Below are 15655 nucleotides of genomic sequence, written 5' to 3'. Positions count from 1 at the left end.
TTGTTAGTCTTTTAAAATACCGTCTTTATATTTTTCTTTTTTAAGCTTGTCTCCTGCTTTGTTGTAGTATGTTGTAGTGCCATTACGTAAACCGTCTCTAATACGACGTTCTTCATAGTTACCAGTATCTGAATCTGTATAGATAAATTCCCCATCAAATAATTGGTTAGTATCTAATGCGTAATACGTTTCTGTATTAGGTTTGTTACTATGATCTAAGTAGCTGGTAATAATCTTTACATTTTGTTTTGGATAGTAATGCTCCCAAGTACCTGTCTTAGCAGTTTTGTACACATAGCCTTGAAAAGAAATACTTCCGTCTGCATTGGCTAATAAAACATCTCCATCCTGATAGCTTTTATTAGACCCTTTCATTTCATTATGAAATAACTCTTTAAAATCGTAATGTGCCACTTCTGCTGTTGGTTTTGCTATGTGATAATCGGCTTCAAATCTACCTCCTTCTTTAAAGTAATTGATAAAACGTACTTTGTATGCGCTTTGGGATTCTGATAGGATTTTATAGATCTTTTCTATGTTTTGCCCTAGTTCATCATAAACTTTGAGTTCTTTAAGCTCATTACTTCTAAATAGTTTTTCTTCTTGTTTAATACCATCAAGGTTGTATCTGGTATATAATCCATTTAAAAGATTGTATTTATAATTACTCTCTACTAGGATATGCTCATCGTTAAGATATTCAATCCACTTCCCATCTTTAGATCCGCTCTGGTAGTTTCCTTTTTTATAAACGTATATCGGGTCTTCTTCTGTTTCTATGGTATAGCTTTCAATCCATTCTCCATGTTCTTTACCATAATTGTAATTACCCTTATAGCGTAAATTTCCTAGGCTATCTTTTAAGGTATATAAGCCATGCAATTCATCATCTTTATAGTTTGCTAGAATATATAATTTAGTATAAACCATTTTTGTACATGAGTCTTTTGGTTTATTGTTGTCATCCCTATCTTCACATTTATATTTTGTTTTAGTCAGATTAGAAAAGAGCTCTGTTGTACCATTTAATCGCCCTTTATCATAATTTTCTATCTTGTGAAGTTTTTGGGAATAGTGAAAAGGTTTATTATTGTCATCTATATACTTAGGATAGTAACTCTTCCATTGTCCTATTTTTAAATCATTTTGATAATTCCCTTCTGTAATTGCACCAGTTAGGGTATAGTGTTTCCAATACCCTGTTTTTTTCCCATCTTTATATTGTCCTTTATCAATTAGTTCAAGTTTAGTAGTATCTGTCTCTATTATACCTCCAAAAATAAACTTTGTCAAATCCCTATAAAGTCTGTACTTCCCATTTAATAAACCTTTGTAATAATTTGCGAATATTAACGTGTCTTCAGATATCTCTTGAGCCAACCCGTTCTTTAAATCATTTTCATAATAAGTTTTTGATAAAACGCTTTCGTTGTTATCTTCATCTATGTAAATTAATTTGGTTACTCCATTTAATTTCCCATCGATATAGTTAGAAAAAACTTTAGCCTTTAAACGCCTTGTCTCATCATCATAAAAGTAAACTATAGACTCTCCATGTAGTAGGTTATTTTTAAAAAACTCAGTTTTCTTAATTTTACCGTCAGGCTGATATTCTTTTGATTCACCATCCAATTCACCCCTATTAATATTATAAACATAGACTATATTTCCATTCTCGTCATACTCTTTCCATAAGCCTTGTTTTTGGTCGTTTTTATAAACACCTTCAATACGTAAGTTTCCGTTTTTATAATACCCCTTATAATCGCCTTCAAATTTACCATCTTTAACATTGTAGATGATTTCCACCTGCTGGCTTTTATCAAAGTATAATTTTTTTAAGCCATTTTTAGGGTCATAGGCACTGGATTTTTTGATAAGCGTAAAACCATAGGCTGTTATACTTTTATCATAACTAGAATAAGTGTCTTTTTCACGTTTTTTTGTAGATATAGTAAGTAAGAATTTTGAACTAGCATAGTTTGAAATTAATTCATTGTCTTCTATTTCACTATCTTTTAGTTTATAGCCTTTAGGACTTAAAGATTTCTGAATAGCAGTGTAAGATGGTTTGTTGAAAACAGAATAGCTCACTTTATTGGGAAACCCCTCATATGTGTAAAGGTAAAACCAAGCCGAAGCCTTATCATCATAAGATTTATTGTAAGACCATGTTATGGTATTATAACTTTCGGAATCACCTTTTGAAGACTCGTAATATTCCCATCCTTTATTCATTAAAAACTGGTTAACACTTTCCCAGTTCTTTTTCTGACATATGTTTTCCAAGTCATTTAAGGTAAGTTTTTGAGCTTCAACTGAAGACAAAAAAACACAGGTTAATACAAATAAAATTTTTAATTTCATTGGTTTATTTAGTTATTCTTTATAATAATTCTGATAGTGATTCAGGATACACAATCCATTTGTCTCCTTTATTATTTTCCTTGTATTCTATCCCTTCTTTAAATCCTTCTTCTGTAATTGTATTTTTATCTAGAATCAATCCTTTTTGAGACATCACTGAAACAACCTCACTAAATCTTTTCCCTTTCAGTCTTCCTAAACTTGTAGCTGAATGCTTTTTTTCGTTTTTACGAGCTTCTACTAATTGATTAGCTTTATATTCGTCCCTCGTGATTACCTCATTGTTTTCTTGAACATTAACATAGGATTCTTCCATATAATCAAATACAGATACTTTTTTTGACAAGTTGCCATTTACTAAGTCATTCGTTAAATCCAACTGTGTTTCAGAACCCAAATAATCTTTGCCTAAAAACTTCTTCTTGTAATTAGGTCTTCTAATAAAAACTGTATAACTCTGAGATAAGACGTCCATAGTTTCATTCCAAGCTTGTTTATCTATGTCTGTACCACCAAAAAGTGAATTTTCACTAATGACACCAAACTCCACATTGTTGTCAAACGAGTAATCGTATAGATTTACAGAAGTAATAATACCACGTTTTTCGTTTGCATAATATTTAGCATGTAAGTTTGGAATGTAAACAATTGAAATATTTGGAAACTCTTTAAAATATTCTACATCTTCTTCCTTGATACTTCTCCAAGGGTTATTTTGGTTTTTCCCAAAAGCGATTAAAATATGAAGGTTAGCATTACCTTTAAGTCTATTAAACAATTCATTTTTAAAATACTCATCAAGTTTTATGTAAGGTGAAACAATCAACAGGTCTTTTCTTGCTTCTCTTATTACAGCACATAATTCATCTGTAAGTTGTTTACCCGTAAGAAATTTAGCCATTTAGTTAAAATTATTTCATAAAGAAAGCGCCTCGTGGTGAGTCGCTCATTGTAAAAGGGATTGGTTAAAGATAGCAAAACCATTACAATTTAAAAGGAAAAACATTGTATTTACAAACTAGAGATTCAATGAAATTTAGACTCCTACCCTAAAATAAATAAAACACTAATTTAAATCTGAATTTTTCACTTCTATCAATTTAATACTGACAATCAACTACTCTTCATCAAAAAAGAATTCATGAATTTTAATGAGGTCACCTCGCCCAATTTGAATAAGGTTCATTGTTTCGTTAAGATAGATTCCCAAGGATCGTTCGTTATATATAAATTTCATTTCTGGAGAATAGTCCCCAACAAGATACATATCGCCATCAATTTTATAGAAGTCAATATCCTCTTCTTCCTTTGATTTGACACCTCTATTTACCACTTTCCCACTCTTTAATGTTTGACGAATAATTTGTTCGTTTTTTTCTCCTGATGCTACTTTGGTATAGGCCGTCATCATATTCATCCATTCATCGCTATCAATTAAAAACCATTTTACCTTATCGAAATCAATACCATATTCATTGATCCAACCAAAACTCGTAAATCCAAAAAGCACTAGTTTTTTACCCAACACAGGTTCATCGTCCATAAGGTCAAATTCTCTAATTTTAAATGTAATGACAGAAGTTGAAGACATATCTTTTAACTTCTTGCCATTAAAATCAAGTGTTTTTAATTGAAACTTGCTGTATTCGGGATGGTGTGTTAAAAACCATTCGGTTGCTGTAAGTTCTGCTTGTTCTTTCATTTGTTCTACAGCTGCCACTCCTGCACCTAATGCTAGTAGTCCACCCGCAACAGCGGCAACAGCGGCACTATCATTTTGTGCTTTACTTAATTTTGGCATTAAGAATAGGATGGAGAAACTAATGATAACTAGTTTTTTCATATTAATTATAATTTTTGGTTAGTTAGATTATTATTTAAGCATTAAAAACACGGATTACATTCCAATCATTAAATATAGAACTAATCTTTACTCGTTTTTTACGGCTTTCCGTATCTTAATCATTGATGCTGATAACACTTCCCATTGGCGTTTTTAGTCTTTCGCTTACAGCGTTTACCAGCTTGGGTCTTCCCTGTACATTGGGTCGCTACTGCTTTTTTTGCCGAGGGTTTAGAAGTGGTAGCAGAAGTTTGTGTTCCAGACAATTGATTGGCAGTAGCCTTGGTATTCTCACGTGTAGGTTTACAAACCATACAGGCAGTATAACCCAACTCCAACGCTTTATCAAATGTGATTTGTGTTTTGGAGTACTTGAGATAGCGGCAATTGGCTTTATGGTACTTCTCCCCTGTTTTGGTGGTATAAACCGTTTGGGCAAGTACGTTGGAGGTGCTTGTTATAAATAAAATGAGGGTTATAAGAAGTGCTTTTTTCATTTGTTTTTTATGTGTTTTCATTATTGTAAAAAGAATCAAATAGATATCGCTTTTATTGTTCATTTTGTCTTGACACATTACTGAATTTAAAGTATACTTTAAATGAAAGTACTCAGCGAAGCTGAACCAAAACATCAAAATGGTTTCTCATTTATATACTTTTTCCCATTGCCGCATTTATGATGTTCATTTTGTCTTGACACAAAATGAACCAAAAAGTCAAAACGATTTTAGGAACTTTTGGCTGTGCCAAACCTCTTAAATCTGCGCTGCATGCTTAATGCTTCGCATAGCACTTCCGCTTGATTATACGTTAGTTCTGAAAATCGTTGTTGTCTTCAATTAATGTTTGTAATTACCGTTTCCTACGTCTATCCAAATTACAGCGACGGCAGCGTGATAAATACGTCAACGAAAACTCATATACGCCTCTGGTATTCCCTATTTTGGACGTGTTCATATCATACGATAAGCCAAAACGGAACTCGGTATATTCCAAGCCTAAAAAGGCATTCACCGAGGTGAGCAAATGACTGTTCTGGTCGTTACGCGCTGGATTGGTTACGGCTGTCAACCCCAGCAATAATTGATTCACCTGAAAGAGCGACCCAATATCCAATCGGTTGTACTGCCCTTGCTGCATGTAGTTGGCGGTCATCATCACACCGTAATCGTTCAAAAAGGGAAAGCGGAAATTACCATGAATGGAATAAAAAATCTCCAAGGGTGTTTGCTCGCCTTCCACAAACGAAATGTTCGGTCGGTTCAAATGCTTCACCGACGCCCCAAACCAATAGGTAATGCCATTAAACTCTTCCTTTTCAAACACAATCCCTGTGGTAAAATCAACAAAATAGCGTGTACGTGTGTTACGGCTTAAGGGATCGATAGATGTCGGACTTATCTCTCCTGTATTGATGTTGATTTGGTCTGCCAAGGTGAGATTTCTAAAGCGATTGCTTTTATTGCCCACACCTACCTCAATGCCTGGTCTGAAAAACCAACCACCATTAAGATTCACACGGTGGGCATAGTTAAAATTGACCTGCACAAAATTATAATTGTTAAACGACTCGTATTGCCAAATCGCATTGGCACCAATACCAAAGCCAAACCCAGGACCATAATCAAACGACTTGTTCACAAAGGCGTACTGTGTGGTCAAGTTCAAGTCGAGACTTGGCCATTGCAATCGGCTTAAGATGCCAGCATAAATACGATCATTATCCTCAAAGCCTGAAAAGCCAGGGTTTAAGGTTTCCTGAACATAATTAGATTGCGTAAATATAGGATCTTGGGCTTGAACCGTTTGAAACGCCAAAACACCTAAAAGTAAAATCGTGTAGTATCTCTTCATGGGGCTAAACTTATTTGATGAAGACAAAAGCGCCTTGTTTTTCTATCACATCGTCGTAAAAGGTACTGGCCTTAAAGGTGTAATAGTAGTTTCCGTTTTCTGCTGATTCATCATTGATCTTGCCATCCCAACCTCGTATATCATCGCCCGATTCTGAATAGATCAAGCTTCCCCAAGTGTCATATATATTGAGTTCCAAAGTGTTCAAACCAATATGTTCTGGGGCGAAATAATCGTTCAATCCATCCTCATTTGGTGTAAAGGCATCAGGCATGATGAGTTTATAGCCGTCTTCAACAATAAGTGTTACGATATGGGTATAGACACAACCAAAAGGATAGGTTACGGTTTGCGTGACCACATAATTCCCAACTTGTACATAGGTATGTGTCGGATTTTCCTCTGCGGAAAAACTGCCATCTCCAAAATCCCATAGAATACTCACAAAATCACCCGTAGCCTCATTGGTAAACTGAATTGGGTCTTGAATGGCAAAGATGCCATAATTTACCAAGCCAATAGACGACACCTCAAACCCAGGATCACCCAGTACAGGGGTTTCCACATTGAAAGTATAGTTGGTGGTACAGCCCAGACTATCGGTTACATCAAGTATAACGAGTCCGTTAACCTCAGTCGTCATCATTTCATTATTAAGACCGCTTACGTTACCACTCGACCAATTAAACTGATAAGGTGGAACGCCACCACTTGCCATGGCGATAAAGGTTTGATCGACGGTCTTGGCTTCACAGTCAAATTCCGATTGGGTTTCGACGTCAACCACTAAAGGCTCAAAACGCGTCACTTCCCAATTACCTTCTACTTCGCAACCGTTGGCATCGGTGACCACCACCGAATAGAAGTTGGGTGGAATACTTTCCAAGTCTTCTGTAGTAGCACCATTATTCCATTGAACATCAAAAGGAGGTGTACCGCCTTGAATCAGTAAGTTAATGGCGCCACTATTGGTATCGTCGCAATCTAAGGCATTGGTGATATTTGCCGAAAGCAGCAATGGTGCAATATCGTTAATCGTAAAGCTTTCCTGAATCACGCAAGGTGTGCCATCGGTAATGGTCACCGTATAGGTGCCAGGTGCCAGATTGTTTCGTTCCACACCAACCGTTGCATCATCATCCCAAACTACTGTGATGGGATCAATACCGCCAACAAGGTTCAGCGTAATACTGGCATCGTTCTCGCCTGCGCAGGACATTTGTGTGACCACAGGATCAATCAAAAATAGGGGTGCTTCCTCTATTTCTATCGGAAAGGCTTTCTCACAGTTTTCGGCATCTGTAATGGTGATTGTGTAAATACCTGCCGAAAGATTGACTTGGCTGAGTCCTGTTCCGAAGTTACTCCAAGCAATATCATAAGGTGGCACACCTCCTGAAATGTCATTGATGGTAATTGAGGCATTGTTATCGCCATAACATTCAATCTCTGTAGTGGTGACATCAATCATGATCTCATCATTCTGATTGATGGTGAAATCCAAGACCTCAACACAATCGGAGCTATCTGTAACCGTAATGGTATAGGTTCCTTGGAAAAGCGTATCAATATTTTGGGTATTGCTGGTATAACCATCGGGGCCAGTCCATGAGAAACTATAATCTGGTCGGCCACCTGCCACATTAATTGATATCGCTCCAGTAGCCTCACCAAAACAAATTACATCGGTCTGACTGTTTAAGGTAACGACCAAGGGCTGTGGCTCTTCAATTAAAAAGCTTTGGGTCAATGGCCCACAATTATTAGCATCGGTAACCGTGATTTCATACAGACCAGGTCCCAGGTTATCTAAGTCCTCATCATTTGAAAACGGCAAACTATCTTTGGTCCAGCTATATACATAAGGCATGGTGCCGCCAATAATAGTGATACCGATGCTGCCATCATTCGCTCCAAAACAAGAAATGGTTTCAGGATCAAAAAGTACCTCATCAATTAGAAATTCCTCAGGTTCTTCAATCGTAAAGCTTTCCGAATACGGACAACCACCATCATCGTCAATAGACAAGGTATAGGTTCCCGCTTCAAGGTTGATAATATCTTCATCGGAACTGGTAAATCCGTTAGGGCCAGTCCATGAAATCACATAAGGTGCACCCGATGTGAACGGTACACCTCCTACGATATCTATATTTATAGAGGCGTTATTCGACTGAAAGCAATTGTTGTTGACTACGGTTGACGTCACTGTAATTGACGGATTCACCGTGACAACTACTTCAAAAGTCTCCCCTACACAATCGCCAGACGTTGGTGTAACGGTATAAGTTACTGTAGCTGGATTGGTTGTGATGTTTTCCAAAAACTGGGAAATCGTATTAACAGGTGTCACTTGGTCTGAAGCACCGTTGATAGAGCCCGCTGGATTCACTACTGGTGCCGTCCAAGTATAAGTGGTATTGGCGGGAACAATATCACCATTGGTTTCATCTGGAGTCACCGTAAATTGATTGTTACTACATATTAGTGCCTCATAATCACTTATTTCGGGTACTTGATTAATGGTAATTTGAACGATATCAGTCATTAAATCGCCACACCCTCCTTGGGAAAAGGATATAACCGCATAGTAGTACACTGTGCCAACATTGGTGTCTGTAATCGTTAAAGTCGTCGCATCGGTTCCTATAGGGTTTGGTGTATCGGTGTCGTTGGTATCGTTGGAATACCATTGAATTGTAGGTGTTCCAACACCACTGGAAAAACCGATTTCCAAGGGCAAGATGGTATCACCCAAACAATATTCGGCACTAATTGGTTGCTGTGTGATTGAAGGCCCATCGTTTACGGTAATGGTTACTGTATTACTTGTGCCATCACAACCTATATCGTTTGCCTGACTTACCACGCAATAGTATTCGTAAACACCAGCTGGCAAACTTGTATCGTGGTTATAGGTACTGGCAGTGGCTCCTGTTATGGCAACACTGTTCAAAAACCATTGAAAGTTGTAATCGGAATTATCAATCGCGCCATCGCCATTGGCATCAATGCCACCAGAAACAATTGCTACCAGCTCATCAACTGAAGCGTTGGTACAAATGGTTTGGTCTAATGGTGTTACTGATACCTCTGGATCGTCCACCACTTCAATCGTAAAAATGGCACTGGACACATCAGAGCATCCTAAGTTTTCATCAACATCAACTGTAACGTAATAATAATAAGTCCCTGCCGTATTTAAAATCCCTGGATCATAGGTTGCATTTGAGCCTACTTGGGTATCAGAGGCGTCAATAACAGCATCATCAGAAAGATACCATGCATAATTGACGTTTCCTGCACCACCATTATTGATGGAAAAACTCAAGACTTCTGGGTTAGCGCCTGTGCAAATAAGCTGATCCAATGGCAATTCATCACTGATGGCTACATTTGGGGTTATCGTAATGGCCGCTGGAACCGTTGTAATCTCACTACAACTTCCCGTACCACTAAAACTAATGACACAGAAATAATACAAAATACCTTCACTATCGGTTGGCGGTTGGTAATCGGCTTGCTCTCCTTCGGGAGCAGGAATTGGCGTGGTATCACCATCTGTTGGATCATTACTTCCAGTATCGTTTACATACCATTGGTAACTTATGGTTCCAGAGGTATTTCCATTTAGGGAAAAACTCAGTAATTCAGCAGTCGCATCTAGACAATAACTTGCGTCCTGTGGTTGGGTTCCGATGGAAGGTCCTTCATCGACCGTTATGGTAAATTCTACAGGATCACCAGGACAACTATCGACCAAGAAAGGCACTACGGTGTAAACAACCGTTCCGGTAGTTCCCGAAGTCAAGGTTAAAACATGCTCTGGAATGGTATCTGTAGTTCCCGAAGCAATTACCCCAGACACATTGCCCGTTGGTGAGTTGCCCGACCAAGTAAACATCGTATTGGCATCATCGGCTTGTAAGAGAATGTCTGCTGTAGATGTGCCAGAGCAAATGGTCTGCGTCAAATCTGTATTCGTGATTTCAGGAACAGCAGAAAACACGAATTCCTCAGTATCAGAGTTGGTACCGCAATCGTTGGTGATTTCAAGACTTAGAATATAGGTGTTAGGTGTGTAGAATTCAATTTCAGGGGTTTGAGAATTAGCGTTAGTGCCATTCACAAACTGCCAATCGGTTGGAGAGGTTCCCACATTGATGCTCCAGCTGTAAGTTGGTGTATCTGGACCACAATTATCCACCACAGCCGACACTGAAATCGCGCCATCTGATTCACATAGATCTGGAATGGCATCAATGGCTATTTGAGGTGGCGACTTTACTATGACCTCTTGAGGTGTACTGGAAACCGAACCACAGGAATTGGTTGCCTCCAATACAATTTCATAAGTCCCTCCATTCAAAAATTCAATTTGCGGATTTTCAGAATTGGCATCGGTACCGTTAACAAAGTTGTAATCACTTGAGGTTCCACAAAATCCAGCCGTATAATTGACGGTCCATTGATAGCTTGGCGTATCACATTGATCAATCAAACTAGTGGTATTGTTCAAAACGGTAGTATAAGGCGCGCAACCTTCGGTATTGTTTACTGTAAATGTTGGACTTAAAGGCGGTTCGATACAGATATCTTGAGTGACCGGAGTTGTTTGTCCACAATAGTTTTCAGCATATAGTGAAATGGTGTAAACACCAGGTGAGGTATACGAATGGTTCGGCTCAAAATCGGTGTAAGTTGTTCCATCTCCCATATCCCAAAACCAATCGGCACCTTCAGAACATCCTGGATTGTAGCCAGCACTGGACGTGTTGTCTATAGAAATAGTGGTGTTTTGACATGCGCTATCATCGACTTCAAAACTCACATCTGGCCTTTGAAGAATCGTGATGGGACCTGCAGTAAAATTAGAAATCCCACATGAGGTAATGATATCTAGATAGACCGTGTAATTAGCATTCGGACAATTTGACTCGGTATATTCATGTGGCACAGGATAATCTGCAGAAGCTGCAGGGTTAGCACTGTCATAAAACGCTGAAGATTCTAACTCATTTTGAGACAAACTCAAGGTCGTTCCATCCCCATAGTTTATATTATAAACTGTATCAGGTGGATTTTCGCCCCAATTACTGATGGCAAATTCTAGAGGCACAATTGGCGTGCACAAATTTACGGTAGAACCCGGAGATACAATACCGCCTGTAGGGTTACTGGAATTGGCAACCGAATACGTTTTTCGCGCTTCACAGCCATTGGTTCCAACTGCCGTAATGGTCATATTAAATGTTCCCAAAGTAGTGTAAACGTGATCGATAGGAAACGTGACATTATTATTTGAGCTACCATCGCCCCAGTTGATATTATAAGTTGTTACACAGGTATCTGAACCAGGTTGAATCCCTACTGAAACCAGATAATCAATAGACGCAGCATTACAGTTTTCAAAAGGCACATCAAAACCTGCATTGAGATCCTCAAAATCAACATCAGGTTCTTCCATAATGGTTATTGTTTGCGTGTCTGTACTTGTTTCTCCATTATCATCAGTAACTGTTAAGGATACTATAAAATTTTGGTTACCACATCCATACGCATTAAAAACATGGTTAGGATTGGCTTGCGTAGAAGTTGAACCATCACCAAAATTCCAGGTATAATCAAAAGGACCATCTCCCGTGACGTTTGAAGTAAAGGAAACGACTTGTCCAGAACAGGTATTATTGTCGAAGGTAAAATCTACCGTTGGAGGTGCAAACACCGAAGTTTTCGCAATGTTATTAAAAGCGATTGCTGTGCCAACGATAATAAAAAAAATAAATCCGAAGTACACATATTTTTTATTTCCCATAACACAGTGCTAGCTAATTTTATAATCAGGTTTAAATTATAGATTTGAATTTTTATATGCCTTTGAAGTTGAGTTATTTTCGACAAAAGCATCTTATCTTCGTTAAAAGCCCAAATTCGTTAATCCCCATGCTTTCAAATTTATAGCACTTGATACGCTCAAAAAATACTCTTTATTGGGTATTTTCACTACCTATTCATTAGCCACATAATTCGTTATGGCCTTTTTCCACAGCAAATAACCCTCTGCGTTAATATGCAAGCCATCATAAGACAATTCTCGATTCAGTGTGTTTTCTTTTGTTTTGAATGTATCAAACAGGTTTATGAATATTAGCTTATGTTCGTCTGAAAGCTGACTTAAACGTTTGTTGATATTTATAATATCGATATTTCTTCTTGTTGGCTGATCATATGTTGGAAGTAGACTTTGGATGTACAATTTGGTGTTTGGCGCTTTCTTTAAAATCAAACTCACCAATGTCTCATAATCGTTTAGAATTTGATCAACAGATTTCTTATTTCCCAAATCGTTGATACCAATCATCAAGAATATTTTTTTAGGTTGGAAACGAATTACCTCATCCAATCTATTAATAACTCCTTTAATTGTGTCACCACTAATACCTCTGTTTTTGAGGTTTTGTTTGCTAAGAAGCTCATTCCAATTACACATGGCAGTTAGGCTATCGCCTAAAAAAATGAGTTCTTCAGACCTTGCAGGCATGCGTTCAAAAAAGTCGAGTTTAAAATCGTAGTGCTCACCAAAGATGGTAGATTGGTTGTTAGGTTTATTGATTTGTTTTCTAACAATACCTAACACATCCTTTTTAATAAGCACATAGCTCCCTATAAGAAGTGCAATTATATTTGCTGCAACCGAAATTGCAAATACAACTTCAATAGCCATGTTGCGCTCTTATGGATTTGATTGATAGCCTCTTCATACGAGCACTAAATGTAAAGTCATAAGAACAAACTCCCTTACGGATATCCGTAAGTAAGGTATTGATTATAAAAATCTTATGTTTAAATCAATCCCAAATCCTTAGCAGTAGCCACTAACTGAATGACATTATTGGATTTGAACTGGATGCGAAGTCTGTTTAAGCGTTTTTCGATAGAACTCAAACTACTGGGTTTTATTTTTTCGGTCTTGAGGAGCTTGCTGATCTCTTCCTGCGACAGGCCTTTTGCTAATAGTTTCAACAAATAAATGTCATAATCCTCAATCTCTAAATCGGCTTTTGGACTCAAGGCACTGGAGACTTGAGGCGATAAATAGAGTCTGCCTTCACTAACAGCCTTAATGGCTTCCTCAAGTTCTAAAGACCCTTTTCTGTCTTTACACACATAAGCATTAACACCATAGGTCTTCACCAATTGCCTTACTTTTTGAAGTTGGTCTTTCATAGAATAGACGATGATCTTCATGTCTGGAAAATCGGTTCTGATCTTCTCGATAAGATCTTCGCCACAATCTAAATTGACGTTTCTATGGTCGCGCTTGAAGGATAAATCGGTAATCAATAAATCATATTCGGCTTTGTCGAGCTCTGCCTTTTTTATCTTTAAAAACGCTTCGTCACAATATTGGGAACGTTCTACCGAATTTGCATTTAATTTTTTTAGCGTATGCGAAATGCTTGAAAGAATGGCGTCGTGATCATCATTGATTAATACTCTTCTGAACATTATTAAAATTTAATTTTTGCTTTAAATCCCTTATTTGGTTCAGATTCAAAAGTAATAGTTCCGTTAATGGCTTGAATACGGTTTTCCGTATTTTGAAGTCCGTTGCCTTTTTTTATGTCACAACCTACTCCGTTATCACTATATCTTATCTCATGTTTTCCGTTATCCTTCTGAAATGACACCACTACAATACTTGCCTTGCTGTGCTTTTTCATATTGATGAGCAACTCCTGAAGCACCTTGTAAATGGTCATTTTCTTTATTTCTGACAACATGGTATAGTTTACCTCAGACAGCCCTTTTACAATGATGTTGGTTTCTGTATTTTGATAATTTTCTATCAAGGCCGTCAACTGCTCTGAAAACGGATAGGCATGACTTATGGTGCCGTGCTCTTGGGCAATATCACGTGTTCTGTAATACAAACCATGTAAATCATCGACCACTTCAGACTCAATATTGGAATTGCTTTCTAGTTTCGTCATGAGCTGAAACACATCGTTAGCCACTTCATCATGGACCTTTTTGGAAATGCGCGATTCTGTTTTATACACTTCCTGAAGTTTGTCTTTTTTGTGCTTCGACCTTAAATAAAAGACTATAAACACCGCTAAAAACAATAAAATGATGGCTATGATCAGATAGTACAATTTCAATTGCTTTTGTGTGGCATTATCGAGCTCGACTTCCTTAATCTTAAGCTCTTTTTCCTGTGCCAACCTCATTTGTTTCTCTAAGGCATATTTCTTGGCAGCATAGCTATTTTGAACATTCAGCTCTAAATTATACAAACTGTCCTTAAGGAAGGTATAGCGATTAATATCGTTATTGGAATTCAATTTCATTAATACTGATAACACCTCAACCTCCTCATGTACTTTTTTATTGATTCTTGTCAACGCAAGCGCCTGTTCGGCATTTTGGAGGGCTTTTTGAAGGTTATTACTGTCTTTGTAATAATCTGATAGCTTTAAGTAGCTGTCTACCATTCCTGTAGTATATCCAGCATGTTCTCTTATTTCCAAAGACTTATGGATACTGTCAAGTGCTCCAGGCATATCCATTTTGGACATAGTCATTCCTAGATTACATAGAGATCGCGCTATTTTGAGCCTATCATTCCCTTTTAAATTAAACCTATGAACATCGAGATATATGCTAAATGCTTCATGGAAGTTTCCTTGCTCATAATAAATCAGTGCCTTATTGGTTTTTAATGTATTTAACCTTACAGGATCTTTCTGTAAGACCTCTGCTTTTTCATAATACCAAAGTGCGCTCTTATAATCTTTCAATCTATTATAAACACGTCCTAAATGGTTATAAATCCCAACCCTATTCTCGGTAGCTCTAGTGTCTTGAACACTAAAATTGTCAATATACTCCAAAGCCTCTACAGCTATTTTTTCACTATCCTGTAACAATCCGAGATCAAATTGTGTCATAGCGATATACCGCAAATTATATATAATATTCAAGGTGTCTTTTTGGCTCAGACTTGTCTCGTTTCTGTTTTTAAAGAATTCATAAACCTTTATAAGGTCATCTTTGCTCTTAGGTTTTAAAGCGAGGTCTCTATAATACGATAAACTATCGACCACTGACGCGTTTTGAACTTTAAGTTCTACATTATCAGAGCTATGCACCAACCAAATGGCACTAAAAAAAATGAGGAATGAAATTACTATGGACTTCATTCCTCAAATGTAAACTTATTTTCAGTAACAATCTATCTTATTACTTAGCCACCAGGTGGTGGCGGTGGTGGTGGCGGAATGTGCTCTCCTTCATCACAGCAACCTTGAGGAGCTATTTCTTCAGAAATTTGCTCTGGTGTACAAGAAAAACAGAATATAGACACAACAGCCAACAATGCAAAAAATCGAATTGCTTTCATACTTCCATTGTTTAAAATTTGACAATAGCGTGCCACCTGAGATATTTCAGTTTGTTGAATTGCAGCACGCGCGTTTGAAGTCAGTGCTTCGTTGGGAAGTGTGGCATATGAAAGCAATTGTTGAAGCCCTTCCCGAGACGATCTCGAATTGCCATCATAGCCATTGTCAATTTGAATTTCGCATG

The 15655-nt window shown here is 37.5% G+C and carries 10 protein-coding genes; all 10 read right to left on the bottom strand.

What is annotated here, in order from left to right; genetic code table 11:
• Positions 1–3: 3 nt before the first annotated feature.
• Positions 4–2367, bottom strand: a complete 2364-nt coding sequence (locus tag AB9K26_RS02360) for a hypothetical protein (protein WP_369970928.1) — start codon at positions 2365–2367, stop codon at positions 4–6.
• 19 nt (positions 2368–2386) lie between these two features.
• Positions 2387–3268: a phospholipase D family protein gene (locus tag AB9K26_RS02355; RefSeq protein WP_369970927.1), complete on the bottom strand. Its 882-nt coding sequence runs from the start codon at positions 3266–3268 to the stop codon at positions 2387–2389.
• Between the two features lie 216 nt (positions 3269–3484).
• Positions 3485–4210 carry a hypothetical protein gene (locus tag AB9K26_RS02350; RefSeq protein ID WP_369970926.1) on the bottom strand — a complete coding sequence of 242 codons (726 nt, stop codon included), beginning with the start codon at positions 4208–4210 and terminating at the stop codon, positions 3485–3487.
• A 119-nt stretch (positions 4211–4329) separates the two neighbouring features.
• Positions 4330–4707: a hypothetical protein gene (locus AB9K26_RS02345; protein WP_369970925.1), complete on the bottom strand. Its 378-nt coding sequence runs from the start codon at positions 4705–4707 to the stop codon at positions 4330–4332.
• A 355-nt stretch (positions 4708–5062) separates the two neighbouring features.
• Positions 5063–6064, bottom strand: coding sequence for a PorP/SprF family type IX secretion system membrane protein (locus tag AB9K26_RS02340; protein WP_369970924.1), 1002 nt, complete (start codon positions 6062–6064; stop codon positions 5063–5065).
• Positions 6065–6074: 10 nt separating this feature from the next.
• The gene (locus tag AB9K26_RS02335; RefSeq protein WP_369970923.1) at positions 6075–11879 is read right to left on the bottom strand and encodes a PKD domain-containing protein; all 5805 of its coding nucleotides are present in this window, start codon (positions 11877–11879) and stop codon (positions 6075–6077) included.
• 192 nt (positions 11880–12071) lie between these two features.
• Positions 12072–12788: a GDSL-type esterase/lipase family protein gene (locus AB9K26_RS02330; RefSeq protein ID WP_369970922.1), complete on the bottom strand. Its 717-nt coding sequence runs from the start codon at positions 12786–12788 to the stop codon at positions 12072–12074.
• Between the two features lie 119 nt (positions 12789–12907).
• Complete coding sequence (locus AB9K26_RS02325; RefSeq protein ID WP_369970921.1) at positions 12908–13573, bottom strand: response regulator; 666 nt, start codon at positions 13571–13573, stop codon at positions 12908–12910.
• Between the two features lie 2 nt (positions 13574–13575).
• Complete coding sequence (locus tag AB9K26_RS02320) at positions 13576–15270, bottom strand: hypothetical protein (RefSeq protein WP_369970920.1); 1695 nt, start codon at positions 15268–15270, stop codon at positions 13576–13578.
• A gap of 44 nt (positions 15271–15314) precedes the next feature.
• The gene (locus AB9K26_RS02315; RefSeq protein ID WP_369970919.1) at positions 15315–15470 is read right to left on the bottom strand and encodes a hypothetical protein; all 156 of its coding nucleotides are present in this window, start codon (positions 15468–15470) and stop codon (positions 15315–15317) included.
• Between the last annotated feature and the right edge of the window lie 185 nt (positions 15471–15655).

The organism is Psychroserpens sp. XS_ASV72 (assembly GCF_041224425.1).
In the GTDB taxonomy this organism is placed as follows: Bacteria; Bacteroidota; Bacteroidia; order Flavobacteriales; family Flavobacteriaceae; genus Psychroserpens.
The sequence above is the reverse complement of the archived record's forward strand: the minus strand, read 5'-3'. Positions and strand labels throughout refer to the sequence as shown.

What these genes read in the sequence shown, in the direction of transcription:
- AB9K26_RS02325 (WP_369970921.1), bottom strand. Translation starts at nt 13,573, where the DNA reads ATGTTCAGAAGAGTATTAATCAATGATGATCACGACGCCATTCTTTCA.
- AB9K26_RS02350 (WP_369970926.1), bottom strand. Translation starts at nt 4,210, where the DNA reads ATGAAAAAACTAGTTATCATTAGTTTCTCCATCCTATTCTTAATGCCA.
- AB9K26_RS02360 (WP_369970928.1), bottom strand. Translation starts at nt 2,367, where the DNA reads ATGAAATTAAAAATTTTATTTGTATTAACCTGTGTTTTTTTGTCTTCA.
- AB9K26_RS02335 (WP_369970923.1), bottom strand. Translation starts at nt 11,879, where the DNA reads ATGGGAAATAAAAAATATGTGTACTTCGGATTTATTTTTTTTATTATC.
- AB9K26_RS02320 (WP_369970920.1), bottom strand. Translation starts at nt 15,270, where the DNA reads ATGAAGTCCATAGTAATTTCATTCCTCATTTTTTTTAGTGCCATTTGG.
- AB9K26_RS02330 (WP_369970922.1), bottom strand. Translation starts at nt 12,788, where the DNA reads ATGGCTATTGAAGTTGTATTTGCAATTTCGGTTGCAGCAAATATAATT.
- AB9K26_RS02345 (WP_369970925.1), bottom strand. Translation starts at nt 4,707, where the DNA reads ATGAAAAAAGCACTTCTTATAACCCTCATTTTATTTATAACAAGCACC.
- AB9K26_RS02355 (WP_369970927.1), bottom strand. Translation starts at nt 3,268, where the DNA reads ATGGCTAAATTTCTTACGGGTAAACAACTTACAGATGAATTATGTGCT.
- AB9K26_RS02315 (WP_369970919.1), bottom strand. Translation starts at nt 15,470, where the DNA reads ATGAAAGCAATTCGATTTTTTGCATTGTTGGCTGTTGTGTCTATATTC.
- AB9K26_RS02340 (WP_369970924.1), bottom strand. Translation starts at nt 6,064, where the DNA reads ATGAAGAGATACTACACGATTTTACTTTTAGGTGTTTTGGCGTTTCAA.